Annotated in this window: 27 protein-coding genes; 16 read left to right on the top strand and 11 right to left on the bottom strand. The window is 41.4% G+C overall.

Annotated features, from left to right (window positions below; all coding sequences use genetic code 11):
- Window positions 1–31: 31 nt before the first annotated feature.
- On the bottom strand, window positions 32–910 hold the full coding sequence (gene gigC, locus FSC11_RS03490; protein WP_004814707.1) for a LysR family transcriptional regulator GigC: 879 nt from the start codon (window positions 908–910) through the stop codon (window positions 32–34).
- Between the two features lie 85 nt (window positions 911–995).
- Here gigC and FSC11_RS03495 point away from each other — a divergent pair, with 85 nt between their 5' ends.
- Window positions 996–1757, top strand: a complete 762-nt coding sequence (locus FSC11_RS03495) for a ferredoxin--NADP reductase (RefSeq protein ID WP_004814709.1) — start codon at window positions 996–998, stop codon at window positions 1755–1757.
- Window positions 1758–1934: 177 nt separating this feature from the next.
- Here FSC11_RS03495 and FSC11_RS03500 read toward each other — a convergent pair whose 3' ends face one another.
- On the bottom strand, window positions 1935–2357 hold the full coding sequence (locus tag FSC11_RS03500; RefSeq protein ID WP_004814711.1) for a hypothetical protein: 423 nt from the start codon (window positions 2355–2357) through the stop codon (window positions 1935–1937).
- Window positions 2358–2507: 150 nt separating this feature from the next.
- Between FSC11_RS03500 and eat the strand changes: the two genes are divergently transcribed.
- The 7 genes from eat (at window position 2508) to FSC11_RS16105 (ending at window position 9244) form a co-directional block, all read left to right on the top strand.
- The gene (gene eat, locus FSC11_RS03505) at window positions 2508–3950 is read left to right on the top strand and encodes an ethanolamine permease (RefSeq protein WP_163165195.1); all 1443 of its coding nucleotides are present in this window, start codon (window positions 2508–2510) and stop codon (window positions 3948–3950) included.
- Window positions 3951–3974: 24 nt separating this feature from the next.
- Entirely contained in the window at window positions 3975–5360 is a 1386-nt protein-coding gene (locus FSC11_RS03510) for an ethanolamine ammonia-lyase subunit EutB (RefSeq protein ID WP_163165197.1), read from the top strand.
- A 9-nt stretch (window positions 5361–5369) separates the two neighbouring features.
- Entirely contained in the window at window positions 5370–6188 is an 819-nt protein-coding gene (gene eutC, locus FSC11_RS03515; RefSeq protein ID WP_163165199.1) for an ethanolamine ammonia-lyase subunit EutC, read from the top strand.
- A 134-nt stretch (window positions 6189–6322) separates the two neighbouring features.
- The gene (locus FSC11_RS03520) at window positions 6323–6697 is read left to right on the top strand and encodes a hypothetical protein (protein WP_004814718.1); all 375 of its coding nucleotides are present in this window, start codon (window positions 6323–6325) and stop codon (window positions 6695–6697) included.
- A gap of 204 nt (window positions 6698–6901) precedes the next feature.
- On the top strand, window positions 6902–8731 hold the full coding sequence (locus tag FSC11_RS03525) for a mechanosensitive ion channel (RefSeq protein WP_004891720.1): 1830 nt from the start codon (window positions 6902–6904) through the stop codon (window positions 8729–8731).
- A 68-nt stretch (window positions 8732–8799) separates the two neighbouring features.
- Window positions 8800–8967 carry a hypothetical protein gene (locus FSC11_RS16100; protein ID WP_005223059.1) on the top strand — a complete coding sequence of 56 codons (168 nt, stop codon included), beginning with the start codon at window positions 8800–8802 and terminating at the stop codon, window positions 8965–8967.
- Between the two features lie 124 nt (window positions 8968–9091).
- Complete coding sequence (locus FSC11_RS16105) at window positions 9092–9244, top strand: hypothetical protein (RefSeq protein ID WP_004814723.1); 153 nt, start codon at window positions 9092–9094, stop codon at window positions 9242–9244.
- 30 nt (window positions 9245–9274) lie between these two features.
- Here the strand turns inward: FSC11_RS16105 and FSC11_RS03530 are convergent, their stop codons facing one another.
- A complete protein-coding gene (locus FSC11_RS03530; RefSeq protein ID WP_163165201.1) occupies window positions 9275–10474 on the bottom strand; it encodes a BaiN/RdsA family NAD(P)/FAD-dependent oxidoreductase in 1200 nt (399 codons plus the stop codon).
- Between the two features lie 184 nt (window positions 10475–10658).
- Here FSC11_RS03530 and FSC11_RS03535 point away from each other — a divergent pair, with 184 nt between their 5' ends.
- Entirely contained in the window at window positions 10659–10985 is a 327-nt protein-coding gene (locus tag FSC11_RS03535) for a DUF4870 family protein (RefSeq protein ID WP_004891726.1), read from the top strand.
- Here FSC11_RS03535 and FSC11_RS03540 read toward each other — a convergent pair.
- Window positions 10982–11857, bottom strand: a complete 876-nt coding sequence (locus tag FSC11_RS03540; RefSeq protein ID WP_163165203.1) for a 1-aminocyclopropane-1-carboxylate deaminase/D-cysteine desulfhydrase — start codon at window positions 11855–11857, stop codon at window positions 10982–10984. The two genes, FSC11_RS03535 and FSC11_RS03540, sit on opposite strands and share 4 nt — an antisense overlap.
- Window positions 11858–12033: 176 nt before the next feature.
- On the opposite strand from FSC11_RS03540, the gene FSC11_RS03545 reads away from it, so the two are divergent.
- Window positions 12034–12213 (top strand): NF038215 family lipoprotein, encoded by a 180-nt coding sequence (locus FSC11_RS03545; RefSeq protein WP_163165205.1) that lies wholly within the window; start codon window positions 12034–12036, stop codon window positions 12211–12213.
- A gap of 111 nt (window positions 12214–12324) precedes the next feature.
- Window positions 12325–12948, top strand: a complete 624-nt coding sequence (locus FSC11_RS03550; protein ID WP_076754062.1) for a LysE family translocator — start codon at window positions 12325–12327, stop codon at window positions 12946–12948.
- A 66-nt stretch (window positions 12949–13014) separates the two neighbouring features.
- Here the strand turns inward: FSC11_RS03550 and FSC11_RS03555 are convergent, their stop codons facing one another.
- From FSC11_RS03555 to metG, 7 genes are all read right to left on the bottom strand, one after another.
- Complete coding sequence (locus FSC11_RS03555) at window positions 13015–14202, bottom strand: ammonium transporter (protein ID WP_163165207.1); 1188 nt, start codon at window positions 14200–14202, stop codon at window positions 13015–13017.
- 450 nt (window positions 14203–14652) lie between these two features.
- Window positions 14653–15621: an MBL fold metallo-hydrolase gene (locus FSC11_RS03560; protein ID WP_163165209.1), complete on the bottom strand. Its 969-nt coding sequence runs from the start codon at window positions 15619–15621 to the stop codon at window positions 14653–14655.
- Between the two features lie 47 nt (window positions 15622–15668).
- Window positions 15669–16286, bottom strand: a complete 618-nt coding sequence (locus FSC11_RS03565; protein WP_163165211.1) for a hypothetical protein — start codon at window positions 16284–16286, stop codon at window positions 15669–15671.
- Window positions 16261–16593 carry an STAS-like domain-containing protein gene (locus FSC11_RS03570; protein ID WP_163165213.1) on the bottom strand — a complete coding sequence of 111 codons (333 nt, stop codon included), beginning with the start codon at window positions 16591–16593 and terminating at the stop codon, window positions 16261–16263. The genes FSC11_RS03565 and FSC11_RS03570 overlap by 26 nt, the downstream gene beginning before the upstream one ends.
- Before the next feature lie 15 nt (window positions 16594–16608).
- Entirely contained in the window at window positions 16609–17622 is a 1014-nt protein-coding gene (locus FSC11_RS03575; protein ID WP_163165215.1) for an ATP-binding protein, read from the bottom strand.
- Window positions 17623–17730: 108 nt separating this feature from the next.
- The gene (locus FSC11_RS03580; RefSeq protein WP_004814739.1) at window positions 17731–18087 is read right to left on the bottom strand and encodes a hypothetical protein; all 357 of its coding nucleotides are present in this window, start codon (window positions 18085–18087) and stop codon (window positions 17731–17733) included.
- A 138-nt stretch (window positions 18088–18225) separates the two neighbouring features.
- The gene (gene metG, locus FSC11_RS03585; RefSeq protein ID WP_163165217.1) at window positions 18226–20283 is read right to left on the bottom strand and encodes a methionine--tRNA ligase; all 2058 of its coding nucleotides are present in this window, start codon (window positions 20281–20283) and stop codon (window positions 18226–18228) included.
- A gap of 184 nt (window positions 20284–20467) precedes the next feature.
- Between metG and FSC11_RS03590 the strand changes: the two genes are divergently transcribed.
- From FSC11_RS03590 to dcd, 5 genes are all read left to right on the top strand, one after another.
- On the top strand, window positions 20468–21271 hold the full coding sequence (locus tag FSC11_RS03590) for a hypothetical protein (protein ID WP_163165219.1): 804 nt from the start codon (window positions 20468–20470) through the stop codon (window positions 21269–21271).
- 384 nt (window positions 21272–21655) lie between these two features.
- Window positions 21656–22405, top strand: a complete 750-nt coding sequence (locus FSC11_RS03595; protein WP_163165221.1) for a hypothetical protein — start codon at window positions 21656–21658, stop codon at window positions 22403–22405.
- A 280-nt stretch (window positions 22406–22685) separates the two neighbouring features.
- Window positions 22686–23969: an iron-sulfur cluster carrier protein ApbC gene (gene apbC, locus FSC11_RS03600; protein WP_163165223.1), complete on the top strand. Its 1284-nt coding sequence runs from the start codon at window positions 22686–22688 to the stop codon at window positions 23967–23969.
- Window positions 23970–24407: 438 nt separating this feature from the next.
- Window positions 24408–25001 carry a LysE family translocator gene (locus FSC11_RS03605; RefSeq protein WP_004814751.1) on the top strand — a complete coding sequence of 198 codons (594 nt, stop codon included), beginning with the start codon at window positions 24408–24410 and terminating at the stop codon, window positions 24999–25001.
- A gap of 125 nt (window positions 25002–25126) precedes the next feature.
- Window positions 25127–25696: a dCTP deaminase gene (dcd, locus tag FSC11_RS03610; protein WP_004814752.1), complete on the top strand. Its 570-nt coding sequence runs from the start codon at window positions 25127–25129 to the stop codon at window positions 25694–25696.
- Window positions 25697–25735: the final 39 nt, after the last annotated feature.

Raw genomic sequence — 25735 nt, forward strand, 5'->3', positions numbered from 1 at the left:
CTTAAGGCGCTTTTTTAATTTGAACAGAAATTTAGGCTTCACAGAATTTCATAAAAGCTTTTAAACCTGGACCTTGATACTTCTGACGGTGTACCAGCATAAATAATGGACGGGTTAGAGACCAGAAGGGTGTATCAAGAATCACCAACTGACCTTTTTCACGTAAAGGTTCAATTGCCAGTTTAGAAATACAGGACATACCTATGCCACCTGCAACTATCTTCAGAATTGCCTCGTTATGACCGAGTGTCAGACGGATATTAGCATCTGGAACATCTTGCAGAATAGCATTGTCAAAGACTTCGCGCGTACCTGAACCTTCTTCACGAAGAATCCATTCTACAGATTTAAAGTCTTCAGCAGTCAGTGGACGGTTTAACTGAGCAAGTGGATGATCCGGAGCACAGCACACTGCGAGTTCATCATCACGCCAATGGATACATTGCAGCTGTGGTAAGTGACAAGAACCTTCAATTAAAGCTAAATCCAGCTGGAACTGGTTCACAGCTTCAATCATCTGGCGAGTATTACCCACCTGAAGTTGTAAGTGTGCCTGTGGCTGGATTTTTAAAAAATCCGCCATTAGGTCTGGCATCAGATAGTCGGAAATGGTCAGGGTCGCACCGAGACGCAGGTCAATGCTTTGCAGTTCACCTTTAGCAGCTTGTTCAAAAGCTTCACAGCGACCAAGAATTTCAAGTGCTTGCGGGAGAAGAAAACGACCTAAGTCATTCAGCTGTAAACGCTTGCCTAGACGGTCGAATAAAGGTGCGCCAAGACCATCTTCTAAATCTGCTAAAGCCATACTCGCCGCACTTTGGGTGAGTTTGACTGCATCACTGGCTTTGGTGACGGTGCCTTCTTGAGCAACTGCTACAAAAACAGCCAACTGGCGTAGAGTCATGCGCATGAATAGAGCCTTAACATTTAAAAAATATTAATAAATTATGCTGTCATGCTACCATGAGCATAGTCTTTGATGCCACGTTTGAATCATGTCTATTGAAAAATTTAGCTTAGAAAAGGTTTTATCTGTACACCGTTGGACCGATACGCTGTTTAGTTTCACCATGACCAGACCTGCACATTTCAAGTTTACTGCAGGGCAGTTTGCGCGTATTGGCTTGAAGATAGGGGATGAACTCGTTGTCCGGGCATATTCAGTGGTGTCTTCACCTTTCGATGAAACCCTGGAATTTTTCTCAATTGTGGTGCCTGAAGGTAAATTTACTTCAAATTTACAACATCTTAAAGTAGGTGATGAACTTTACCTGGAAAAGATTCCTTATGGCTATCTGACCCTGGCACGTTACCAGCTGCCATTACCACAAGATTTATGGTTACTGGGAACAGGTACAGGTTTGGCGCCATTTTTATCCATGCTGCAAGACTTTGAAACCTGGAATAACTATAAGCAAATTAATCTGGTCTATAGCGTGCGTACGCAAGCTGAACTGGCTTATGTAGAGCGTATTCAGGAAATTGCAGAAAGCTTTGGTGAAGGACATAGCGGTTTTAAATTTATTCCAATTATTACCCGTGATCCTGAAGCAGCATTGCATGACCGTTTACCGGTTCTGATTGCAAATGGTGAACTGGAAAAAGCCGCAGCTATGCAGCTTAATCCTGAAACCAGCCATGTCATGCTCTGCGGTAACCCGGATATGGTTGAAGATACCAAAGAAGCATTAAAAGCACGTGGCTTGACCATGAACCGTCGTGGTGAAGGAAATATTGCAGTCGAGAATTATTGGTAAGCATTATTCTCCCTCGTCCTTTGGGTTGAGCAGCATCGCTGTGCAAGGGAAGGGATTAAGTTAAAAAATATTTCTTGAAATCAGAATCCCCTTAAATCCCTCTTTGGTAAAGGGGGACTTTTATTTTCTTTAAACACAAAAAAACCTCCATGTCGGAGGTTTTTTACTTTATATCTCTTAATGGACAAACATATCCATAAAGTCCCGGATTTCCTGGATCGCTGTCTCTACATCAGAGGTCAGCCACGTCGGTTCAAAGAAACCGGCATAATGTTCGATACGTTCCGCAGGCACCACCAGACGTACCGGACATTCTTCTTCCAGTAAGCGCCATGGAATGATCGGCACGTCATTGTCGAGCCAAGCTGCGACATTACGCACATCAATGATCATTGCATTCACGCAGTCCGGGAATGGCATCACCGACATTTCTTCGGTACGACGACGGAAATATTCTAGATCCTGCCAGCGCAGCAAAAAGCTTGGCTTGCTGAATTCAATAATTCCAATCAGATGCTGATCGCGGGTGTGGTGTAACGCACATTGATGTGTGACGTCAGTGTCAAGATCAAGCGATACACTTTGTTGACGATACGCCATAAAAATCGAGTGTATAAATAGGAGGTGGATGATTATAGCGCATTTCGTACCGATAGGGCAGCGATTCAGTTTGCTTTCCCTGGACAATGGATGAACTGGTACGGCTTATGCATATCCTCAGGGAACAAAGATAAAAACAAAGAGGTTGCTATGTCAGAGTCAAAAAGTGTCATCGATACCGGCGTCACCGAAACAACAGTACAAGAAGATTATTTTGCCCTGCGACAGCTGAAAAAAGGTGCTGTAGGCTGGCTGCTGCTTGTGGGTTTAGGGGTGGCCTATGTAATTTCCGGTGACTTTGCCGGCTGGAATTTTGGTTTGGCTCAGGCGGGTTGGGGCGGGATGTTTATTGCCACTGTTGTGGTGGCATTGATGTATTTATGCATGTGTCTGGCCATGTCGGAAATGTCGACCATGCTGCCGACTGCTGGTGGGGGTTACAGTTTTGCCCGGACTGCTTTTGGTCCATTCGGTGGCTATCTGACAGGTAGCGCGATCCTGATTGAATATGCGATTGCACCGGCGGCGATTGCCTGCTTTATCGGGGCGTATTGCGAAGCCTTATTTGGTATTGGTGGCTGGATTATTTATCTGGTCAGCTATCTGGTCTTTATGGGCTTGCATCTTAAAGGCGCGGGTGAAGCGCTGAAGATTATGTTTATTATTACTGCAATTGCTGCTGTCGCGCTGATGGTGTTCATCTTCGGCATGCTGCCGCATTTTAATAGTGCAAATCTGTTCAATATCGCAGTCAATACCGAAGCTGCTGGTGCCAGCACTTTCCTGCCATTGGGTTATCTCGGTATCTGGGCGGCCGTGCCTTATGCAATCTGGTTCTTCCTCGCTGTTGAAGGCGTACCATTAGCGGCAGAAGAAGCCAAAGATCCCGCAAAATCCTTACCACGAGGTCTGATTGGTTCCATGCTGATTCTGGCATTCTTCGCTCTCAGTATTTTACTTCTGGGTCCAGGTGCAGCCGGTGCAGATGCCCTTAAAGATTCTGGTGCGCCACTAGTCGATGCCTTGGTTGCAGTCTATGGGTCTAATACCTGGATGGCGAGTTTCGTGAACTTTGTCGGGCTGGCAGGTCTAATTGCCAGTTTCTTCTCGATTATTTATGCCTATTCCCGTCAGATTTTTGCACTGTCACGTGCCGGTTACTTACCGAAAAAACTGTCCTTAACCAACGGCAATCATGCGCCGTATCTGGCGATCATCATTCCAGGGATTATTGGCTTTCTGCTGTCACTTTCAGGTGAAGGTGATCTGCTGATCCTTATGGCAGTTTTTGGCGCGACGATTTCCTATGTATTGATGATGATGTCCTACATCAAACTCAAAGTATCTCGACCAAATCTGGCACGTCCTTATCAAGCGCCGGGCGGTATTGTCACGGCATCGATTGCTTTAGTGCTTGCAGCCATTGCAGTGGTCGCTGGCTTCTTGGTCGATCCAAAAGTCTGGTTAATGGCAGCTGCGATTTATGTCGTACTGATTCTCTACTTCCTGTTGTATAGCCGTCATCATCTGGTGGCAGGCACACCGGAAGAAGAATTTGCCCGTATTGAGGCAGCAGAAAAGGAATTGAAATAATCATCTTGAAGGGAGAACATGCTTATGCTGTATCAGATCAATGTGGCCAGTCAGCACTATATTTTTGAAGACTTAAAAACGCTGATGGCCAAGGCTAGCCCTGAACGGTCTGGCGATCAGCTGGCAGGGATTGCTGCCCATGATGCAACTGAGCGGGTTGCTGCACAAATGTGTCTGGCAGAAGTACCATTACAGCAGTTTTTGAATGAAGCTTTAATACCTTATGAACAGGATGAAGTGACCCGACTGATTCTGGATGAACATGATGCCGCTGCCTTCTATCCGATCTCGCATTTTACTCTGGGGGATTTTCGTAACTGGCTGTTGAGTACAGATGCCACCACTGAAAAAATTACGGTCTTAAAAATGGGGCTGATCCCAGAAATGGTGGCAGCGGTCAGTAAAATCATGCGCAACCAGGATCTGATTCTGGTGGCAAAAAAATGCCGGGTGGTGACCCGATTTAGAAACACCATCGGGCTGGAAGGACATCTTTCCACCCGCTTGCAGCCGAATCATCCCACCGATGATCTGATGGGAATTTCAGCATCGATCCTGGATGGGCTGATGTATGGCAGTGGTGATGCGGTGATCGGGATTAATCCTGCGACTGACAACCTGCAAAACCTCTCCGAGTTATTAAAATTATTGGATCATATTATTCATGAATATCAGATTCCGACCCAGTCCTGTGTGCTGACCCATATCACTTCAGGGATTCAGTTGGCGAATAAAAATATCCCGATTGACCTGATGTTCCAGTCCATCGCGGGAACTGAAAAAGCTAATACCGGCTTCGGCATTAATCTGGAACTTTTACAGGAAGGTTATGAAGCGACTTTAAGCCTGAAACGTGGCACAGTGGGTCAGAACGTGATGTATTTTGAAACTGGACAGGGCAGTGCTTTGTCCAGTAATGGTCATCATGGGGTCGATCAGCAAACTCTGGAAGCACGTGCCTACGCCGTGGCACGTAAATTTAACCCTTTATTGGTCAATACCGTGGTCGGCTTTATCGGCCCGGAATATCTGTATAACGGTAAGCAGATTATCCGGGCAGGACTGGAGGATCATTTCTGTGGCAAGCTGCTCGGCGTGCCGATGGGTTGTGATATTTGCTATACCAACCATGCCGATGCAGATCAGGATGACATGGATATCTTGCTGACTCTACTCGCCAATGCCGGACTGAATTTTATCATGGGGATTCCGGGTTCAGATGATGTGATGCTGAACTATCAAACTACCTCTTTCCATGATGCTTTATATATTCGTCAGTTATTAGGCTTAAAACCGGCGCCTGAATTTGACCACTGGCTGCAACAGCAGGGTATTCTTTCTCAGCAAGCCCATCAGTTGCAGTGGCCGACTGAATTACCCAAACAGTTTTCCCGTTTGATGCTGTCTTAAGGAGTGATGATGAAACTGGTTCCTGATGTGCAATTTCAGTCACAGTTGCAAGACAATCCCTGGCAACAGCTCAAAGCCTATACCGATGCGCGTATAGCCTTAGGCCGGGCAGGTGGCAGTTTACCAACCCGACCAAGTCTGGAGTTTCAGCTGGCACATGCCCAAGCCAAAGATGCTGTGCTTAAATCACTTGCTGCTGACCAACTTAAAGCAAGTCTAAGCAGGACTGGTCTAACGATTTTAGACATTGAAAGCCAGGCAGTGGAAAAGGATTTCTATTTAAAACGCCCCGATTTGGGCCGTATCCTGTCTGATGAATCTAAAATGATGTTACAGCAATACTGGAATGAACATCATGACACTTGGGATGTGGTGATTGTCGCGGGAGATGGACTATCTGCACGTGCTATTGAAGAAAATACACCACACTTTATTCCTGCTTTGGTAGAAGCTTGCAAAGTACAAGGCTGGAGGTTAGCTCCTGTAATTATTGCCCGTGGTAGCCGTGTCGCACTGGGAGATGAGGTTGCAGAAATTTTAAAAGCCAAAATGCTGGTGATGCTCATTGGTGAACGCCCAGGGTTGAGTTCTCCGGATAGTATGGGAATTTATTATACTTATAATGCTTTTAAAGGCTGCCATGATGCACTCAGAAACTGTATCTCCAATGTTCGTCCGGCAGGTCTGTCCTATCCGCTGGCGATCCAACGCTTAATCGCACTCATGCAAAAATCCTGTGTATTGCAGCTTTCAGGGGTACAGCTGAAAGATGAACATGAAACATTGGTTGAAGTTCGGCATGAGCCAGGCAAAGGATTATTTAAATAACCAATAGTGTAGAAACTTCTACGCTGTTACAGACTTACACGCCGTCACCATCTCACTTATTTTTGTCACACAAGTTAAAAAATCAACTTGTTATGATGAAATCCACACATGAATAAAAAACAGTGAGGATGGTTATGGCTAATGATTTCAACAAAACACCACCTTCAGGCTATGATGAAGATACACGGCAGAAGAAAAGAATCCCTGTCTATATTTTAATTTTAGTGGGTGTCTTCCTGCTGGCATTGCTACTTTATATGTTTGCCGATATTAAGCCTTCACCAGAAGAAGCACCTCCGGGTCATCCAAATCCGCAAGCTCAACCAGCAACCATGAACAATACGACCCCAGCTCAGTCAGAGGAAGGGCGTAGTCAGGATCTGAATCAGCCTGCGAACTTAAGTGGTGTTACTGGTACGACTGAAGCTACCGCAGAAGATACAGCGGGAGGTATGGATGTTGGTATAGCAACCGACTCAGAAGGATCTAGTCGAGGTGCTGGTCAGTAAGCACCCTCTTAAAAAGCCCTGGTTAAGAATCAGGGCTTTTTTGCAATCTAATGTGCGGATTTGTTGTAGTTGTGCATTTCTCAATTGAATAAAAAAAGCTCCAATTCTAATGTGAATAATGCATGACAGACGGCTTTACAACTTTCCAAAAAAGAAGTCTGTAAATACTTATAAATAAAGTAAAACCATAGAGGGCATGACAACATGAATGAATATATGAGAGGCCCAGGCGGTTATGATGCCATGTACTATTGGGAACAGTTTCATCCCATATTAAGTGCAGTGGCGATCCTGCTGATAGGCTGGGTTATTGCATTACTGGTCTCTGCAGGCGTAAAAAAAATCCTGCAAAAGCTTGGCACTAATGAGCGGCTAAACCATGCGACTGGCCATCGTTCCAATATTGAAAATATCATCACAAGAATTGTCTTCTGGTTAATCCTGATTATGGCAGTTATTGGTGCACTGAATGTGCTGAATCTAACCAATGTCAGTGGACCGTTCAGTAACATGATTCAGCGTTTCCTGCTGTTTATCCCTCAATTGCTTGCTGCGATTGCTGTCGGATTCATTGGCTGGATTGTTGCCAATCTGGTCAAGGTGGGACTACAGAAGCTGCTTGACCGCACTCAACTGGATGAAAAACTCAGTTCAGAAGTTGGTGTAAAGCCACTGAGTGAGAATATCAGTGAAATTATTTACTGGCTGATTCTGTTGTTATTCCTGCCTATCGTACTCTCGATTCTGGGTTTAAGCGGTCTGCTGTATCCGGTTCAGAATATGGTCAATGATGTTGTCGGTTATCTGCCTAATATCTTTATTGCCGGTGTGATTGTTTTTGTGGGCTATATTCTGGCGAAAATCATCCGTGGCATTGTAGAAGGTTTATTGCGTAGTCTGAATGTACAGCAACAGGCAGAAAAAGTTGGCATCTTCAAGAACTCTAATGTTCCTCAAGTAATTGGTTCCTTCATCTTTGCTGTGATTATTATTACAGCGCTGATCATTGCTTTTGAAGCTCTCGGTATTGAGGCGATTTCACAACCTGCAACCGCGATGCTGTATGAGGTAATGAATGCCATTCCAAATATCATTGCCGCAGCCCTGATTCTGATTCTGGCTTATGTCGTATCGAAACTGGTCGCGAAGCTGGTTACTGAAGTTCTGGCAGGTACCGGTGTAGATGAAGTTCCGGCCAAGCTAGACTTACAACGTTTCCTAGGTACCACTAAAATTTCTCATGTCGTGGGCGTCCTGATCATTCTGTTCACTATGCTGTTTGCTGTGTCTGAAGCGGCGAACCGTCTTGGCTTTGAACAGGTAAGTAGCCTGATTGCGATGTTCATTTACTTCGGTGCGAACATCCTGCTCGGCGCAGTGATTCTGGTGGTTGGCTTCTGGCTGGCAAATGTGGTTGCGAATGTAGTGCAGCGCGGTGAATATAACAGTTCCCGCTGGTTAGCTAATCTGGTTCGTGTCCTGATTATGGGTCTGGTAGTTGCAATGGGCTTACGTGCAATGGGCATTGCCGATTCGATTGTAAACCTTGCATTCGGTCTGACTCTGGGCGCAGTAGCAGTGGCTTTTGCCCTGGCATTCGGTCTTGGTGGTCGTCAGCCGGCAGAACGTGTTCTGACGGATCTGATTGATAAAGCCAAACGTGAAGGCAAAGAACCAAATCCCTTGAAAAAAGATACTGATATCATGACTTCAGCTTTTGGTTCAGGTAGTGCGACTTCTGCGACTGAACCAGCTACCACAACAGGAGCGAGTATCGTGCCTACTCCAGGTCAGAATGATGACAATGCGCCAATGCGTACGGACTTATCGAATAGTACCCCTGCATCACTTACTACTGCACCGCAGGATGATGAAGCATCGGGTATTGATCAGGTTACTCCAGATATAGATCAGGCTGTACCGGACTCACTCGACGTCGATCCAACTCATCCACCAGCCAATAATCCATTTGGCTCTACAGGTGAAGACGAACCGAATGTCGATAGTCGTCCAAAGAAAGATGACCTGAATTAACCTGTTCCAATCAAATAAAATCGGCCACGCTTAAGTGGTCGATTTTGTTCAGTCATGAGGAAAAATGAATGAATGCAAAAAAACCGAATAAAGTTCTAGCACCTTTAGTGATTGCAGGAATTACGATTGGCTTTTTTACTGCTGCCTATAGATTTGTCTTTGTTAAGAGCAAAGCAGATAAGCGCTCTGAACAAGCGCTGGAAAAGAATATGCCGGATACAGACGAATTTAACTGAAAAATCCTGTTAATTCATTGAAATAGAATTGTCATGTTGAAAATATAGAATATTCAAATGAATACTAAATTAATTTTGGTATTCTTATTGCATTAATAATATAAAGACAAAGGAGATCAACAATATGTGGAAATTAAAACAGTCTAAATTTATTAGCTCTACTGCAAATGCAGCACCATATTATCTGCAAGAAGCCGGTCGAAAAATGCAGCTGACGATTGACCGTCTTGAAAATACGGCCAATCTTAAGCTGTTTAAAACAGACTATCTGGAGTGAACTTGAGACTGACTTTAGAGTATTTATAAATTAAACATATTCTGATGCGGCATGCGCCGATGACCATGCCCATTGGAAATTAAATCCACCCAGATGTCCGGTAACATCCAGAATTTCACCGACAAAGAACAAACCTTTTTGTTTCTTGCTTTCCATGGTCTTGGAAGAAACTTCAGTCGTATCTACACCCCCTAGCGTTACTTCGGCAGTACGATAGCCTTCGGTGCCTGATGGTTTCACTTCAAAGCTGTGCAAACGTTTGGCGATCTGTTCCAGTTTATCGTCACTGATATTGCCAATCGAGGTTTCTGCAACCTCAGTCCAGATCAGATTCTGTAATTCCAGTACCACACTTTTGGGTAAGTGCTCGGTGAGTAGGGTCCGTAACAAGACTTTTGGCTGGCTTTGTTTTCTGGATTTGAAGAAATCAAACAGATCTACACTTGGCAGGAAATCGACCTTAAAGCTTTGACCCACGTCCCAGTAGTTAGACAATTGCAACGAGCTTGGACCACTTAGGCCACGATGGGTAAACAGCAGGGCTTCAGTAAAGCTGTTCAGCTCATTGGATAAAGTTGCTTCTACCGCATTACCACTTAAGCGCGTCGTAACTTCTTTAAAATTATCCGAGAAGGTAAATGGCACTAGACCGGCACGGGTCGGATAGATATAGTGCCCAAATTGCTTGGCAATCTCATAGCCAATACCAGAACCACCCAGTGTCGGAATTGACAGGCCACCGGAAGCCACCACTACAGATTCAACTTCAAAATATCCCAAGGACGTTGCAACCTGGAAACCTTGATTATCTACCGCGTTGACTGCTTTGACTTCACAACTGGTTTTAATGTCGACCAGACCGGTCTTGTCGCATTCAGATAATAGCATCGCCAGAATTTCTTTGGCGCCATTCAGCGTAAACAGCTGCCCATGCTTACGCTCTTCATATTCAATACCGTACTCGCACACCATGCCAATGAAGTCCCAGTTGGTATAACGGGTCAGGGCTGAAATAACAAAATGCGGGTTATGCGTAATGAAATTTTCCGGCTCGACGTACAGGTTGGTGAAGTTACATTTGCCACCACCGGACATCAGGATCTTTTTACCGACCTTATTGGCCTTTTCAACCACGACAACACGACGACCACGTTGCGCAGCCATATATGCTGTCATTAAACCTGACGCACCTGCACCTATGACTAGAACATCGTATTGCTTGGAAGACATGACACACTCAAGGGAGAATAAAAGGAAAGCATTATAGACAATTTTATTTCAGCTTTCTCTATTCATCCTTAAGCAAATCGAATTACAGATATTCATCAGACATTCATCACAACTGATTTGAAATACTGAAAAACTGCTTCTATAGTTTTATACATGAGGATAAAAAGCCCAGGGAGAAAGACTGATGGCGAATATCGAACAATTAAAACAATATAATCTGATCACTTATATTCTGTATATTCTGGGCTTCTTTGTCGGTCTGACGCCGATTGTTGCCATTATTATGAACTATCTGAAACGCAATGAAATGCGCGGCACCTGGCTGGAAAGTCATAGCGACTGGCAGATTCGAACCTTCTGGGTCAGTTTAATCGGTTATCTGATCGGTGGCTTATTAACCACGATTCTGATTGGATTCGGGATTCTGTTTGTAGTGTTTATCTGGCACATTTACCGTCTAGCCAAAGGTTTGATGGCTTTAAATAATAATGAGCCGATTAATCCAGTTTAATTTGCATGCAGCTCAGGGGTTCTGCCTTGCAGGCCTCCGGTATGAATGACCAATAGCTTTGATCCAGCAGGGAAATAACCCTTTACAATCAGCTCAGTCAGGCCCATCAGCATTTTCCCGGTATAAATCTGTTCTAAAGGAATACCGTATTCAGCTTCAAAGTTCTGAACAAACTGAATCAGTTCAGCTGTAGTTTTGGCATAACCACCACAGCAATAGTCATCCATAATCTGCCAGTTTTTCTTGCTGGTCAGTTTGGCGACATCTTCTGTTAAGAATGTCCCTTTCAGTGCAGAAAAACCTAAAACATGTTGATGATTCTGACTGGCTTCAATCAGTCCTGTAATTGTACCGCCTGTACCCACTGCAGAACAGATCACATCAAACTGTCGATCTTCAGGTTTTAAAATTTCCTGACAGCCTTGAATAGCAAGCGTATTGGTACCCCCTTCAGGAATCACGTAATGATCTGGAAACTGATGCTGTAATTCTGCCAAAAAATCGGGTTGCTGTTTACGTCGATAATCTTCACGGCTGACAAAATGCAACTGCATGCCAAAGTCTTGCGCGGTCTTTAAGGTAGGATTTAAGGGTTTTTCTTTAAGTTCTTCACCACGAATAATACCGATGCTTTCAAAACCAAACTGATGTGCCGCAAATGCCGTCGCTGCAATATGATTTGAATAAGCACCGCCAAAAGTCAGCAACTTTTTAAACTCTTGTTGTTGCGCTTGCAGAAAATTATATTTCAGCTTAAAAAACTTGTTGCCCGAAATCTGTGGATGCACCAGATCCAACCGACGTATGGTTAGTTGCATACCGTGTACATTCAGGGTTTGGTCTATGAATTGCTGGGCAATCGAATCAAACATGGCAATCTTAAAAGTGAGAACGGCAACAGTATAACCAAGTTGAGCGTACCCGAAAGTGACTTTATTCCTATTCTAACTACATTCTTGGATGATGCAGCTTGTCACAAAATAATTGAATAAAAAACAGACATAAAATGCTAATCTAAAACTAAGGGAATCTGTCAGGAGGGTAGCAAATGAAACATCTATCCTATGTTGTGCTTGCGTTACTTCTGTCCAGTCTGGCTGGCTGTGATAATGACAAAATGAATAAACCGAAAACTGACGTCAGAACCATGATCATAGGCGGAATGCCGGTACATGATCACGACTATCATTTGTCTAAACCGCAATTTATCGCCCAAGAGGTTCAGTAAACCTAAACTGAATATTTATTAGATAAAGTTAAGATTTTGCACCATAAAAATGCAGCATTCGTACTGCATTTTGCTTAGAATAGCGCAATCAAGATTTAACCGGGTTGTGTTGTGGAATCATTCTGGATTTTGGGCTCAATTGCCTTTGCATTAATGTTAGGCGCAATGAGCCCTGGGCCGACATCGATTTATGTGGCAAAAAATTCAATTGCTATTTCGCGTAAGCATGGCCTGTTTACGGCATTAGGAACCGGTACAGGTGCCGCCGTTTTTGGTCTGCTCGCAGTTCTAGGCTTACAGGCATTTTTACTGGCTGTGCCATCTGCCTATCTGGCTTTAAAAATCTGTGGTGGGATTTATTTGCTCTGGCTGGCATTTAAAATTATTAAACATGCCAAAGAGCCGATTAATGCCGATGAAGACAGCAATACCCAGATGTCACTGCGTCGTGCTTATACCACAGGCTTGATCACTCAATTATCTAACCCCAAAATTGCCATTGTATTAGCCAGTATTTTTACTGCACTTTTGCCTAAAGAAATTCCGACCTATTTCTATGTCGTGCTTCCGGTCCTATGTTTCTTTATTGATGCAGGATGGTGTTCTTTGGTGGCAGTTGCCTTGTCTGCAGAAAAGCCTCGTCGTGTGTATTTAAAATTCAAAGCAGGCTTTGATCGTGCTGCAGGTGCAGTCATGACCGTGCTTGGATTAAAGCTGATCTTTGGTATGAAGTAATTATTTCTATAAGCTCCGCTATAGATAAAAAAGCCCCTGTGAAATAGGGGCTTTTTTACGAGAGCATTAAAAAATATTTTCTTCAGAATTCGCAGAAATACGGTGAATGGACAAGTCTGCACCTGTAAATTCTTCTTCCCGGGTGAGACGAATACCAATCCATACTTTGAGCAGGCCATAGACTAGGAAGCCACCTGCCAAAGCCACAATAATGGCGAGAACTGTACCAACTAGCTGTGAAATTAAAGAAACACCACCCATGCCTCCCAGCCATTGCTGACCGAAGATACCTACAGCAAGGCCCCCAAAAGCTCCGCATACACCATGCAAAGGCCAGACGCCAAGCACATCATCCACTTTGAGTTTATTTTGGGTATACGTAAACAGTTTCACAAAAATCACGCCTGCGCTGATCCCGATAAAAAGCGCCCCCAATGGATGTACCACATCTGAGCCCGCACAGATCGCTACCAAGCCGGCTAATGGTCCATTATGCAGAAAGCCCGGGTCATCTTTACCTGCCACTTTGGCTGCAATTGTTCCACCGATCATTGCCATTAAAGAATTGATGGCGACCAGTCCAGAAATAGCATCGAGGCGCTGGGCACTCATGACATTAAAACCGAACCAGCCGACAATTAAAATCCATGAACCTAAAGCCAAAAATGGAATCGATGAAGGCGGATGTGCTGTAATCCGGCCATCATTTCTATAGCGGCCATGACGTGCACCAAGCAGAATTACCGCAGCCAGTGCGATCCAGCCACCCATGGCATGCACCACCACTGAACCAGCGAAATCATGAAAGCTGGCACCAAATGCCTGAGCCAACCAGTCCTGGAAACCAAAGTTACCATTCCAGATCATGCCTTCAAAAAATGGATAGATCAGGGCAACCAGAAATAACGTTGCTAAAGCCTGCGAGCGCATTTTGGCCCGTTCAGCAATACCACCAGAGATAATCGCTGGAATGGCGGCAGCAAAGGTAAGCAGGAAGAAACAGCGCATCAGGTTATAGCCATGATCAGCTGCTAAGGTATTGGCATCATGGAAAAAATGCTGTCCATAGGCAATATAGTAACCCACTAAAAAGTATGCGATTGCAGAGATGGCAAAGTCAGTTAGAATTTTACTTAAGGCATTGACCTGATTCTTATGTCGAACTGTTCCAAGTTCCAGAAAAGCAAATCCTGCATGCATGGCAAGCACCAGAACTGCACCGAGAAGGAGAAATAATAAGTCTATATTTTGCATGGTGCGTTCCAATTTAGTGCGTAGAATCACAAAAGAAACCCAGTATATAGAGGCAAACTGATTCTAAAAGAGGCACTAGCAAGGGAAATTTTGATGAAGAATTTATTGAAATTAATAAGACTCGATATAAAGCATAATGCGATTTATTTGCACCAAACTAAGACACTACAAGAGAAGATAAATTTAAAATTTATACCTGATTTTTAAATATTTAGATTTATCGGACTCAATTGAATGCTAGAAATGAGTGCTAAAGGTGCACAATGAATGTGAAGCAATTTTTAAGAAAAAATTTAAAAAATTAAGTGAAGTAGCGGATTTTAATTCTCAATCTAAACGTGATTTTTGAGTCTAAGATCTTTAATACTTGTTGGTTAGGTGTTTATAAAATAAATGAAACCCTAAAAGCTTAGGGTTTCAGACTTAGAATATTGCAATCACAGTACTCAATTAATCTGTAAAGTGTATCGGTATCCACTGATAGCTTTGACCATCTTTTGAATAGATATGCCCAATGCCTGGGAAAGGTAAATGCGGTGCAGCAATCAACTGACCCGCTTTGGCATATTCAGCAAAATGTTTAAGACGGGTTTCGACTGCTGCCTTAGGGTCTATATCAAAATCTACCGCTGTTTTTGGTGCATCAAACTGCAAGGTATGTGAATGCACGATGTCACCAATAAATACCACTTCTTGAGCATCGGTTTTCAGTTTAAAGCTGTAATGCCCTGGGGTATGACCGAAAGATGGCTTAAATTGAATATCACCCAAAGCGAAAGCTTTGTCTGAAAAGACCTTAATTTTTTTGGCTTTTTCATAGGGTGCAAGTGCGGCTTTAATTTTCTCAACTGTGCCTAAAAATTTCTCTTGGTTTTCTTTGGGTAGTTTCTTGATGGTGTTTGGACTGAGCCAGTAGTCATATTCGGTTTTGGAAATATGCAGTGTGGCATTTGGGTAATTTGCTACACCGTTATTTGAGATGCCGCAGACATGGTCAGGGTGTAAATGGGTCAGGAAAATGCTATTGACCTGTCTAGGCTGATACCCTGAAGCTTTTAGGTTGTTATAGATTGAACCTAAGTGTGTGCCAAAGCAGCTTGCAGCACCGCTGTCGACCATTAGTAGTTGGTTGCCTGTATTGATTAAAAAAGCATTGACTGAGGTTTGTATGCCTTTGTCGTTGATGGCAGCGTATTTTTTGAGAATGCCCGTTTTTTCGCTGTCACTTAAGCCTTTAAATAGCGCAGGGTTTAAGTAATTTGTGCCATCGAGCAGGGCAGTGATTTGAGTGTTGCCAATTTGGTCATGGTAGTAGCCAGCGACTTGTTTGGGTGCGGTGATTGTGGGTTCAGCCGCTTGAGAGTTGAGCGCTACAGTGCTTAGGGCGAGTGCGAGGAATAGGGGGGGTAAAGTTTTCATAGAAGGATTCTTGTAAGTATTTAATGATTAGGGAATATGATAAAAATTTAAAATAGTTTCTTAGAGTGATCTTCTAACAATTCTATCAAATCCAAACCAGATAAAATTATTTCATCAATTTTATTTTGGTCTATATCATCTATCTTTTTATTAGTTGTATTAAATAAGTTAATTGTATTGTCAAAAGATAATTTAAGATTTATATCTTTTTGTAGTGTTGTATCATCTGAAATTTGGCTTTGATAAGTAGTTAATAAATTATCTGCATTGATTTGTATATCTTTATTAAAATAATTTCCTGTAAGTGAAAACCAGAAAAAGTTTAGAGGATTTCCATAAGGAAAACTATTTACAGTAGATGTTAAATAATCTAGATGGTTATGGATTTTATGACGTAATGAAATGATTTCATTAAAGGTTTTTAGATCATTTTTTTCATATCCTTCTTTGTATTGATTAAATTTTGATGAAAATTCGATGCAGAAATCATTTATTTTTAATATCTCATCTGAAATATTTTTTAGAAATCTCATCTGAAGTCGAAGATGGAAACGCTGTAATATTAGATAAATACTTCCTAATGCAACAATGAGTTTAAATAAAAAAAATACTGCGTTTAAAGAAAAATTTATAATATGATTAAGTATTTGAGGATCTGTCAGCATCTTGAATGTATTTCCACACTGTTTCTTCAAGTGATGGGCGTCTAGGAAAACTTAGAACTAAAATATCTTTTAATTTAGAATAATCAAAAGAGTGGTTTCTAACTAAGCCTCCAAATGCTTCTTCTAAAAATGAAGAACCAGTCATGGATACACCAGTGAAATCAACAAGAAGCTTATCATTTTGTGGCAATTTTTTTAAATGAGGTAAAAGAATATCTTCTCTAAAAGCTTCACCTGTGTAGGTACCCTGACTTCTATATCTACCAGCTGGTCTGCGATAGAAATCTTCTGCAACTACAATTTTCATAATTACCTCAAGAGTTTACGCATTGGCTAGTTGGATAGTAGAATCATTTAAAGGAATTAACCATGAGATAATTGTACCATTTACTTGAGATTTGTAATTGGCTTTTTTATCAAGATTTTTTTCAAATTTTGAATAACCTTTTGCCCAATACCCTTTTCGACTATGAACCATCATAGTTGAGCCTTCAACTTCTTCACATACTTGTTTCATATCTTGAAACCCTTTCCCTCTGTATGACAAATTTGTTGAAGTTCTTTGATAATTAGTCGCAATTTCAATTTTTTCTTGATCATTTAAGCCAAACCAAGATTCAAAATTAAAAATATCCTTAAGCATGAGGTCATTTATTTTAGTAGGAATACTTTGCGGAATTGTTTTTCCTAAATCTGATATTACTACTGCACATCTGTCAGGTTTAATCGCCAAAAACAAATTCCACTTTCTATATTTATCACTTTCATCATAAGCATGGTTAACGACATTTATCACAGCCTCGCATATTGCCGTATTAATGACATCAAAGGTAATAGAATCTTCTCCAAACTTTTCTTTTAAAACATTTTCTATAGCATCGTATTCATCACCAAAATCAGCATTTTCTCCTGAAAAGGTATACCATCTATCTACAAGATCATGTTTGGAATTAGTCTCTTTAATATTTAATCGATTATAAACTTTAAGTTTTGAAAGCATTCCTGAAACTATAGGGCTTTTTGAGTGTTTACCTCTACAAACTACCGTTGAATATTTCTCTAGCATTTGAGTGAAGTGAATTGTTGCCATAGATGAAAGGGTATCTACTTCACTAAAATCAAAATAAGGACGTTTACCTTGTGGCATTTCCTTTAAAGAATTTATTGCTTTAAGTGTAGCATTTCTCATTCTTTTATTGTGGAAATCAAAGGCTACAGGTAAATGGAAAGGGTAATATGTATAGACTGGTTGTGAAGGAAAGAAAGCAACTTTATTACGTAATCTTATATTTTCTTTTTTCTGGCGTTCAATAAGATGAGGATTTTGCTTCTTCATTGTATAAATTAATTTTATTCATAATATTAGATACGTATCATAATAAAATATTTTATGTTTGCAACAAAAAGCCCCTACATCGTAGAGGCTTTTTTTTACAATCAAAAATTATTTTTTACATTCTGGTTGTGAACGGTCAATTACTTGAGTACCTTCAACACGGTAACCAATCTGCCCCACAATAAATGCTTGATTCAATTGAGTAATAACAACATCAGATAAAGCCACAGCACAACGATCTTTCTCAATTGCACGATCTACCGCTGTTTTGAAGTTAGGAATACCTAATGGGAATAAAACTACCGGAACCTTATCTTCACCTGTGACACGTTGACCTTTCACAAATTGGTTTGAGTTCAAGTTATAGTTCTTTGTAGAAGCTACGGTCATATCCGCCATACGAACTGAACAGCCTGTAAATGCAATTGTTGACATCGCTAGAACTGAAACTAGTAATTTTTTCATGCTTACCCCGAATAGTTATAAAAAATAAAAAGCGCTTTGATTTTATCGATATATTTTTTTAAAACAAGAAAATAAATTATATAAATGGTATAAAAAAGCCCCTACATTAGTAGAGGCTTTTTATTTAAGACCTACATCTTAAGACACTTTATCACCCGGTTTAGCACCAGATTCAGGTGAAATCACCCAAACACCTTCGCCATTACCCGCAGCTAACACCATACCGTTAGAAATACCAAAACGCATCTTACGTGGCGCAAGGTTTGCTACCATCACCACCAATTTGCCTTTTAAGTCTTCAGGCTTATAGAACTCACGAATACCACTAAATACGTTACGTGGCTCAGCCTCACCGACATTTAACGTCAATTGAAGCAGTTTATCAGAACCTTCAACCGTCGCAGCTTCAAGAACTTCCGCTACACGTAGGTCAACTTTCATAAAATCATCAATATTAATGATTTCAGCTTCACCCACTTTAGGTTCAGCTTTCTTCTCTTTGGCTTTCTCTTTTTTCTTTTCAACTTTTGGTGCTTCTGCAGGGGCTGCTAAAGAGTCTTTAGATGCATCCACCATAGCAGCAACCGCTTTAGGGTCAACACGTTGCATTAACGGTTGGAACAATGCAATTTCATGACCCACTAACACTTGCTTACGTGATTCAAAGTTAAAGCTGTCTAATTGTAAGAACGCTTGAACTTGTGTAGCCAAAGTTGGTAATACAGGAGCAAGGTAAACCGCCAATTGACGGAACAGGTTAATACCCACAGAACACACGTCATGAACTTGTTGTTCTTCACCTTCAATCTTCGCTAAAGCCCAAGGCTTTTTCTCATCGATATATTGATTCGCTTTATCCGCAAGCGCCATGATTTCACGAATCGCTGTTGAGAATTCACGTGCTTCGTATGCAGCAGCGATTGAATCACCTGCACCAATAAAGCTTTGCACCAATTCAGGCTCTGCACATGCTGCAGAAAGTTTATTGTCAAACTTGGTATTAATGAACTTGGCACAACGACTTGCGATGTTGACCACTTTACCCACTAAATCTGAGTTTACTTTCTGGACGAAATCATCAAGATTTAAGTCAGAATCTTCAACTTTGTCAGAAAGTTTAGAAGCGAAGTAGTAACGTAAATATTCAGGGTTTAAATGCTCTAAATAAGTTTCCGCTTTAATAAACGTACCACGAGATTTAGACATCTTCTGACCATTGACAGTCAAGAAACCATTCACGAACAAGCTTGTCGGGGTACGGTAGTTTGCACCTTCAAGCATGGCAGGCCAGAACAATGCGTGGAAGTAAACGATGTCTTTACCAATGAAGTGATACACCTCATTTTGAGAATCTTTTTTCCAGTAATCATCAAAGCTCAAATCAGGACGTTTGGTCTTGATGTAATTTTCAAAACTAGACATATAGCCGATTGGGGCATCCACCCAAACGTAGAAGTATTTGTTTGGTGCATCTGGAATTTCAAAACCGAAGTAAGGTGCATCACGAGAAATATCCCAATCCGACAAACCTGCTTCAAACCATTCATCTAATTTGTTGGCAATCGACACTGGCAGGCGACCTTCGTCACGTGTCCATTTTTGTAGGTATTCACCAAAGTTAGGCAGTTTAAAGAAGTAGTGATCTGAAGATTTCTCTACAGGTGTCGCACCGCTTAAAGTTGATTTTGGATTTAACAGTTCAGTTGCATTGTAGGTTGTACCGCAGACTTCGCATGAGTCACCGTATTGATCTTCCGCTTTACATTTTGGGCATGTGCCTTTAATGAAACGATCCGACAAGAACATGCCTTTTTCAGGGTCAAACAATTGAGTCACAGGACGAACTGCAATGTTGCCTGCTTCACGGTTCTTGATATAAATCTCAGAAGCACGAGCTTGGTTTTCTGCACTGTTGGTTGAGTCGTAGTGGTCAAAGTCCACTTTAAAGCCGGAAAAGTCACGCTCATGTTCTTTTTGTACATTGGCAATTTGCTGTTCAGGGGTAATGCCATTGGCTTCAGCACGCAGCATGATCGCCGTACCATGCGCATCATCCGCACATACATAAGTCACGTTATGACCCATTGCACGCATCGCACGTACCCAAATATCAGCTTGGATATAACCGAGTAGGTGACCCATATGGATCGGGCCATTGGCGTATGGAAGGGCGTTAGTGACTAAGATATTACGCACGGATCTGACTCTCTCATTCGTATTTTATGCAATGGGCGGTAATTTTACATGAGATAGACATGACTTGCATAAGGCTTTTGGTGAATTCTTTTTCAATAACAAAGTTGCACCTCGATGAAATGCTACTTTATGGCAGGATTATCAGGGATAATAGCCTATCCGCCATTTGCTTGAGTGCTTGACCATGTATGACGATTACGATGATTTTGAAGATGATCAACCAGTCAGACGGATTAAATCGAATATCAAACAACAGACTTTAGGCAAACGTATCCTTGAAGATGCGCAAAGCTATTTAGATCAGATCTCACAAGGCGAACATACATTTTTAATCAATATCTTACGTGAACTCGCACAGCAGGATGAGTATTTTAATGTGTGGGCAGATCAGCTCGATCAACCTGTCGGTTCAAAAGTAGCCAATGATGCTTTAAATCTGATGCACTTTTGGCAACAGATTCATGCCTATGAAGATGTGAAAAGCTTTAACTTACTTGATGTTATTTACACTGAAGCTTTTCAAAAAGATGTGTTGACCGCTTTCGATGCTATGCAGATCGGTGAGCAGAATAAAGCCTTGCGTCGTCCTGTGATTATCGAAGCTTTTAAAATGTATAAATTGGGCTGTTATGCAGGTTGTGTACCTTTGCTCTATGCACAGCTTGAAGGTTTACTCACAGATGTACTCATTCAACAAGGCTTCTTAAAGTTAAACGGCACCAAGTTTGTCGATGTCTATAAAATCGTTCCGGGTTTAAAGGGCAATGAAATTAAGAGTCTGTGGCATAAATCTAAAATCGCTACAGAACTGAATCCATACTTTGCAGAGCTGGCTGCCTATAAGATGGATTCTAGTTCGAACGTCACTGCAACACGCCACAACATTTTGCATGGCACAGATGTGGCACATTTCACTCAAGCGCGCAGTTTTATCCTGTTCATCTGGTTGTTCTCGGTAGTAAGTTTTATGAGTACCGTGCGTGCTTAAACTAAGATCACTTGCTACCTTTAGTTTTACTCATCCTGTAAACGTTTAATGTAGATCGATCATAAGTACCCTTTAGCTTGAAAAATCAAGCTATGACAGTATTTGAGTAGGCAAGCTAAAGGAAATACGATGTCATGATGACAGTAAAGTACTGACCAATGGTGCAAGGAATAAGATAAATAGAATCTTCAAAATACAGAGCACAATCTCGTCCAGTGGGTGGTGATGAAAATTTAAGATCGTAAGGTTTGTGCTATCTGATGCAATGATCAGCAACAACATGTACAGGCTTTGTTGCAGTTTGCTTAATTCGCCCGATTCATTCTCTGCTTTATGTTAAATAATTGTCTGATAACTTATATGACTTACCTAAGGAGGGTACTCATGACTCAGAATAACCAGACAAGTACTTCTAAGCAGAACCAAGATAAACAGCAGCATGCACGTGAAATACATGATCAAATTGAAAAAGAGCAAAAGCAAAACGAGATCGACAAGCAGCACAAACAGGAACATCAGGAAGTATTAGAGGCTCAGAAGAACGGGTCGGATGATAAATCTGAAAAGCAGAGTGCTAAAGACTCAGATAGTGAGCAATCAGATAAAAAAAATGAAACGACCAAGATGGATGACTTAAAAGCCAAGGCGATTGCTATTGGTGAAGAGCTATTGCAGAAAGGCGAAAAGATTCTGAATGAGCTAAAAAATGGCAAGTCTGAAACCAAGCAGAATGATGATGCAGATGATTCCAAACAGGCTGCGCATAAAGATGGAAAATCAGACCAGCAACATGGCAATGGTCAAGATCAGCAGGATCGTATGACGCATCTTAAAGATGAAGCCCTACATAAGTTTGATGATACCAAACAGAAGATTACTGAGCTGGTGAATGAAGCTTCTGTCAAACTGGCTGAGCTGAAACAGATGGCCACCGATACGATGACTAAAATGAAAGAGAATTCATCTAAAGATCAAGATGCTAAAGATGACACCTCTAAGGAGAATACGTCTGATAAAAAAGAGGCTGCCAAAGATAAGGATTCAGAATCTGATGCAGACCAGTCTAAACAGGATCAAGGCAAAAACACCAAGGACCAGCAAGATAAGTCCGAACACAATAAAAATCATAAATAAGCTTTGATCGCACTGCCACTTCAACCATAACAGGGTTGAGGTGGCTGAATCTAATCAGACTCTTATTATAATAATAATTATTCGCATACTAAAAACTACCTTATTTCTTATTCTCTTTCACTTTCCATTATTTCTATTCGCCACAAATTAATAAAACCAAGTAAAATGGTTGGAAATTGAAAATATCTCCCTCATCTTAAGGGGCAGAATGCTTAACCTTAAGTGAAAACCCCGTTAAACTAAGCTATTTAGATATCGATCTACATTTTTGGAGTAACCTATGTCGTGGCTTTCTTCGCTTAAATCGGTTTTTTCGCCTTCCAAGGAGGTGAACGAAGAAGCTGTGCAGAATGTACTGCAAAATTATATCTTGCCAAATTCTAACAATACCTTGAAAGATCGGATTACTCAGGTCAATGTACAAGGCGAGATCTTACAGATCACGATTAATACTTATCCTGAAGAAAAAGAGCAGTTACAGCAGATTCATGATGAACTGGCTGACGCATTGGAAAAATGTGGCATCAAAGAACTCAATATGCATGTGATCCAGCAAAAAACGGGTCATAAAAAAGAGGGCGGGTGCGGGCATCATCATGCTGAAGGTGAAAGCTGCTCTAGCCAGCCGCAAACCACAGTAGCACCAAAATCGAATTTACCACCCGTGGTGGATGCATCTGCAAGTACTGATGCTGTAAAGCAGGCGAATGAAAATTATCAACCGCAACAAGAAGAGGCACCTATTCAAAAAGCTGCCCCGCAACAGCGTGATGTGCCGAAGCATCCACGTATTCAAAATGTGATTCTAGTGTCTTCTGGTAAAGGTGGTGTGGGTAAATCAACCACAACAGTGAACCTGGCCTTGGCTTTACAAAAACAGGGTTTAAAAGTCGGTGTACTGGATGCGGATATTTATGGTCCAAGTATTCCAACAATGCTCGGTAATGCGGGTAAAACCCCGATGATTGAAGCTGAAAACTTTGTACCATTAGATGCCTATGGCTTGGCGGTGCTGTCAATTGGTCATTTAACCGGTGATCACAATACACCAGTGGCATGGCGTGGTCCAAAGGCAACGGGCGCATTGATGCAATTGTTTAATCAGACACTTTGGCCAGATCTGGATGTCCTGATGATTGATATGCCGCCAGGTACAGGGGATATCCAGTTGACTCTAGCGCAGCGTATCCCAGTCACTGGCGCAGTGATTGTGACAACGCCACAAAATGTGGCATTACTGGACGCTACCAAAGGAATTGAACTGTTTAACCGTGTACAGATTCCAGTCATGGGTGTGATTGAAAATATGTCGACTCATATCTGTTCAAATTGCGGCTATGAAGAACAGATTTTTGGTACTGGTGGTGGCGATAAATTGTCAGAACAGTACAATATTCCACTACTTGGCCGTCTGCCTTTAAATGCTGTAATCCGTGAAAATGCCGATGCCGGAACGCCGTCAGTGATTGCTGGAGATGAGGCTGCTGATAGCTATATGGCGATTGCCGAAAAGATTGCAGCCAAACTGCCAAAGGCTCAAAAAGATCAGTCCCGTATTTTTTAATAGAGATCATTGATTAAAACCTCAGTCCAGGCTGGGGTTTTTATTTTAAAGCTGACAGTAAAATGAAAGTATTTCCTAGCAAGTAGGCCCAATAAAAGCAAGAAAATAAATTAAGACAATAAGTAGAAATAAGCTGAGTGACTTTGAAAGATTTGAAGATGAAAAAATCAGAAATGTATTATTAGATGAATCATTTTAAAGATATAAAAATTTAATTTTTGAGTTAGTGTTTTCAGTAGAATTTTCTTATGAATAAGTCGGAGTCAACTAAAATGACTCTATCGTATATCACTTAATTTTAGCATTATTTTTATATAAGTGTTTGAATTTAAATTATAATTTAAATCATTCCAAAAAATTATAATTCTTCTTACAAATAAGATTTTGCAGGTAAAAATATTCTGATCTATGCTGCAAGCATTACAGCGAGGTCAACCCATGATTTCTTGGTTATTTATTGGTTTAGTAGTCACAATTTTATTGACTCCAGGCCCAACCAATACCTTATTGGCATCTTCCGGGATCCATGCAGGTTTTAGGAAATCATTTTATCTTATTCCTGCTGAAGCGTTAGGCTATCTGCTTGCGATCAGTTTTTGGGGAATCCTGATTGGCAAGATTTCAACCCATCTGCCAGCTTTACCGAATATCCTGAAATTATTTAGCGCCTGTTATATTCTCTATTTGGCAATCAGATTATGGCGTACAGCAGAAGTTGCTGACAGTTTAAGTCAATTCACTATTCGTGCCAGAGAGCTATTTTTAGCAACTTTACTGAACCCTAAGGCCTTATTGTTTGCATCGGCAATTTTCCCCGTAATTGCATGGCAGAACAGTTATTACTATGTCGTACATATGCTGATGTTTATAGGACTATTAATTCCAATTGCAGTTTTATGGACATTCTTCGGTACTTTACTGGGTCGTAATAATAATCGCTGGCTCAACCAAAAAAATATGCAAAAGACCGCATCATTGGTACTGATGAGCTTTTCTGTACCGCTGAGTTATTCAGCGATTATGAGTCTGTAACTTCACTCAAAAAATCTTATTAAAATTTCAAAGTAGCATCAAGAAAGAACACTTATTTTCATTGAGGTGAATTTCAGTTAAAGTACGTCGCAATAACTGAATTTAAGATTTTTGGATTAGTACCAATGGCAATTAAGTCTGATCGCTGGATTCGCGAAATGAGCGAAAAGCATGGCATGATCGAACCCTATGCAGAGAACCAGGTTCGTTTTGATGAAAATGGTGAAAAACTCATTTCTTATGGTGTATCAAGCTATGGTTATGATGTTCGTTGTGCACGTGAATTCAAGGTATTTACCAATGTGCATTCTGCAATTGTAGATCCGAAACACTTCGATGAAAAAAGCTTTATCGACATCGAATCTGATGTATGTATCATCCCGCCTAACTCATTTGCGCTTGCACGTACTGTAGAATATTTCCGTATTCCACGTAATGTACTGACTGTTTGTCTAGGTAAATCTACCTATGCGCGTTGCGGTATTATTGTGAATGTGACTCCACTTGAACCAGAGTGGGAAGGTCATGTCACCCTTGAGTTCTCCAATACGACGAACCTTCCTGCACGTATCTATGCGGGTGAAGGGGTAGCACAGATGCTGTTCTTTGAATCTGATGAAGTTTGTGAAACTTCATACAAAGACCGCGGCGGTAAGTATCAGGGCCAGACTGGTGTGACTTTGCCAAAAGCATAATTAGTTTAAAGTATTGAATAAACGGGGCTTAAGGTCCCG

Source organism: Acinetobacter schindleri (assembly GCF_010918895.1).
GTDB classification, from domain to species: domain Bacteria; phylum Pseudomonadota; class Gammaproteobacteria; order Pseudomonadales; family Moraxellaceae; genus Acinetobacter; species Acinetobacter schindleri.

Bases quoted from the DNA above. Each gene is read 5' to 3' on its own strand.
- gigC (WP_004814707.1), bottom strand. From the start codon at position 910: ATGCGCATGACTCTACGCCAGTTGGCTGTTTTTGTAGCAGTTGCTCAA.
- FSC11_RS03495 (WP_004814709.1), top strand. From the start codon at position 996: ATGTCTATTGAAAAATTTAGCTTAGAAAAGGTTTTATCTGTACACCGT.
- FSC11_RS03500 (WP_004814711.1), bottom strand. From the start codon at position 2,357: ATGGCGTATCGTCAACAAAGTGTATCGCTTGATCTTGACACTGACGTC.
- eat (WP_163165195.1), top strand. From the start codon at position 2,508: ATGTCAGAGTCAAAAAGTGTCATCGATACCGGCGTCACCGAAACAACA.
- FSC11_RS03510 (WP_163165197.1), top strand. From the start codon at position 3,975: ATGCTGTATCAGATCAATGTGGCCAGTCAGCACTATATTTTTGAAGAC.
- eutC (WP_163165199.1), top strand. From the start codon at position 5,370: ATGAAACTGGTTCCTGATGTGCAATTTCAGTCACAGTTGCAAGACAAT.
- FSC11_RS03520 (WP_004814718.1), top strand. From the start codon at position 6,323: ATGGCTAATGATTTCAACAAAACACCACCTTCAGGCTATGATGAAGAT.
- FSC11_RS03525 (WP_004891720.1), top strand. From the start codon at position 6,902: ATGAATGAATATATGAGAGGCCCAGGCGGTTATGATGCCATGTACTAT.
- FSC11_RS16100 (WP_005223059.1), top strand. From the start codon at position 8,800: ATGAATGCAAAAAAACCGAATAAAGTTCTAGCACCTTTAGTGATTGCA.
- FSC11_RS16105 (WP_004814723.1), top strand. From the start codon at position 9,092: ATGTGGAAATTAAAACAGTCTAAATTTATTAGCTCTACTGCAAATGCA.
- FSC11_RS03530 (WP_163165201.1), bottom strand. From the start codon at position 10,474: ATGTCTTCCAAGCAATACGATGTTCTAGTCATAGGTGCAGGTGCGTCA.
- FSC11_RS03535 (WP_004891726.1), top strand. From the start codon at position 10,659: ATGGCGAATATCGAACAATTAAAACAATATAATCTGATCACTTATATT.
- FSC11_RS03540 (WP_163165203.1), bottom strand. From the start codon at position 11,857: ATGTTTGATTCGATTGCCCAGCAATTCATAGACCAAACCCTGAATGTA.
- FSC11_RS03545 (WP_163165205.1), top strand. From the start codon at position 12,034: ATGAAACATCTATCCTATGTTGTGCTTGCGTTACTTCTGTCCAGTCTG.
- FSC11_RS03555 (WP_163165207.1), bottom strand. From the start codon at position 14,202: ATGCAAAATATAGACTTATTATTTCTCCTTCTCGGTGCAGTTCTGGTG.
- FSC11_RS03560 (WP_163165209.1), bottom strand. From the start codon at position 15,621: ATGAAAACTTTACCCCCCCTATTCCTCGCACTCGCCCTAAGCACTGTA.
- FSC11_RS03565 (WP_163165211.1), bottom strand. From the start codon at position 16,286: ATGCTGACAGATCCTCAAATACTTAATCATATTATAAATTTTTCTTTA.
- FSC11_RS03570 (WP_163165213.1), bottom strand. From the start codon at position 16,593: ATGAAAATTGTAGTTGCAGAAGATTTCTATCGCAGACCAGCTGGTAGA.
- FSC11_RS03575 (WP_163165215.1), bottom strand. From the start codon at position 17,622: ATGAAGAAGCAAAATCCTCATCTTATTGAACGCCAGAAAAAAGAAAAT.
- FSC11_RS03580 (WP_004814739.1), bottom strand. From the start codon at position 18,087: ATGAAAAAATTACTAGTTTCAGTTCTAGCGATGTCAACAATTGCATTT.
- FSC11_RS03590 (WP_163165219.1), top strand. From the start codon at position 20,468: ATGTATGACGATTACGATGATTTTGAAGATGATCAACCAGTCAGACGG.
- FSC11_RS03595 (WP_163165221.1), top strand. From the start codon at position 21,656: ATGACTCAGAATAACCAGACAAGTACTTCTAAGCAGAACCAAGATAAA.
- apbC (WP_163165223.1), top strand. From the start codon at position 22,686: ATGTCGTGGCTTTCTTCGCTTAAATCGGTTTTTTCGCCTTCCAAGGAG.
- FSC11_RS03605 (WP_004814751.1), top strand. From the start codon at position 24,408: ATGATTTCTTGGTTATTTATTGGTTTAGTAGTCACAATTTTATTGACT.
- dcd (WP_004814752.1), top strand. From the start codon at position 25,127: ATGGCAATTAAGTCTGATCGCTGGATTCGCGAAATGAGCGAAAAGCAT.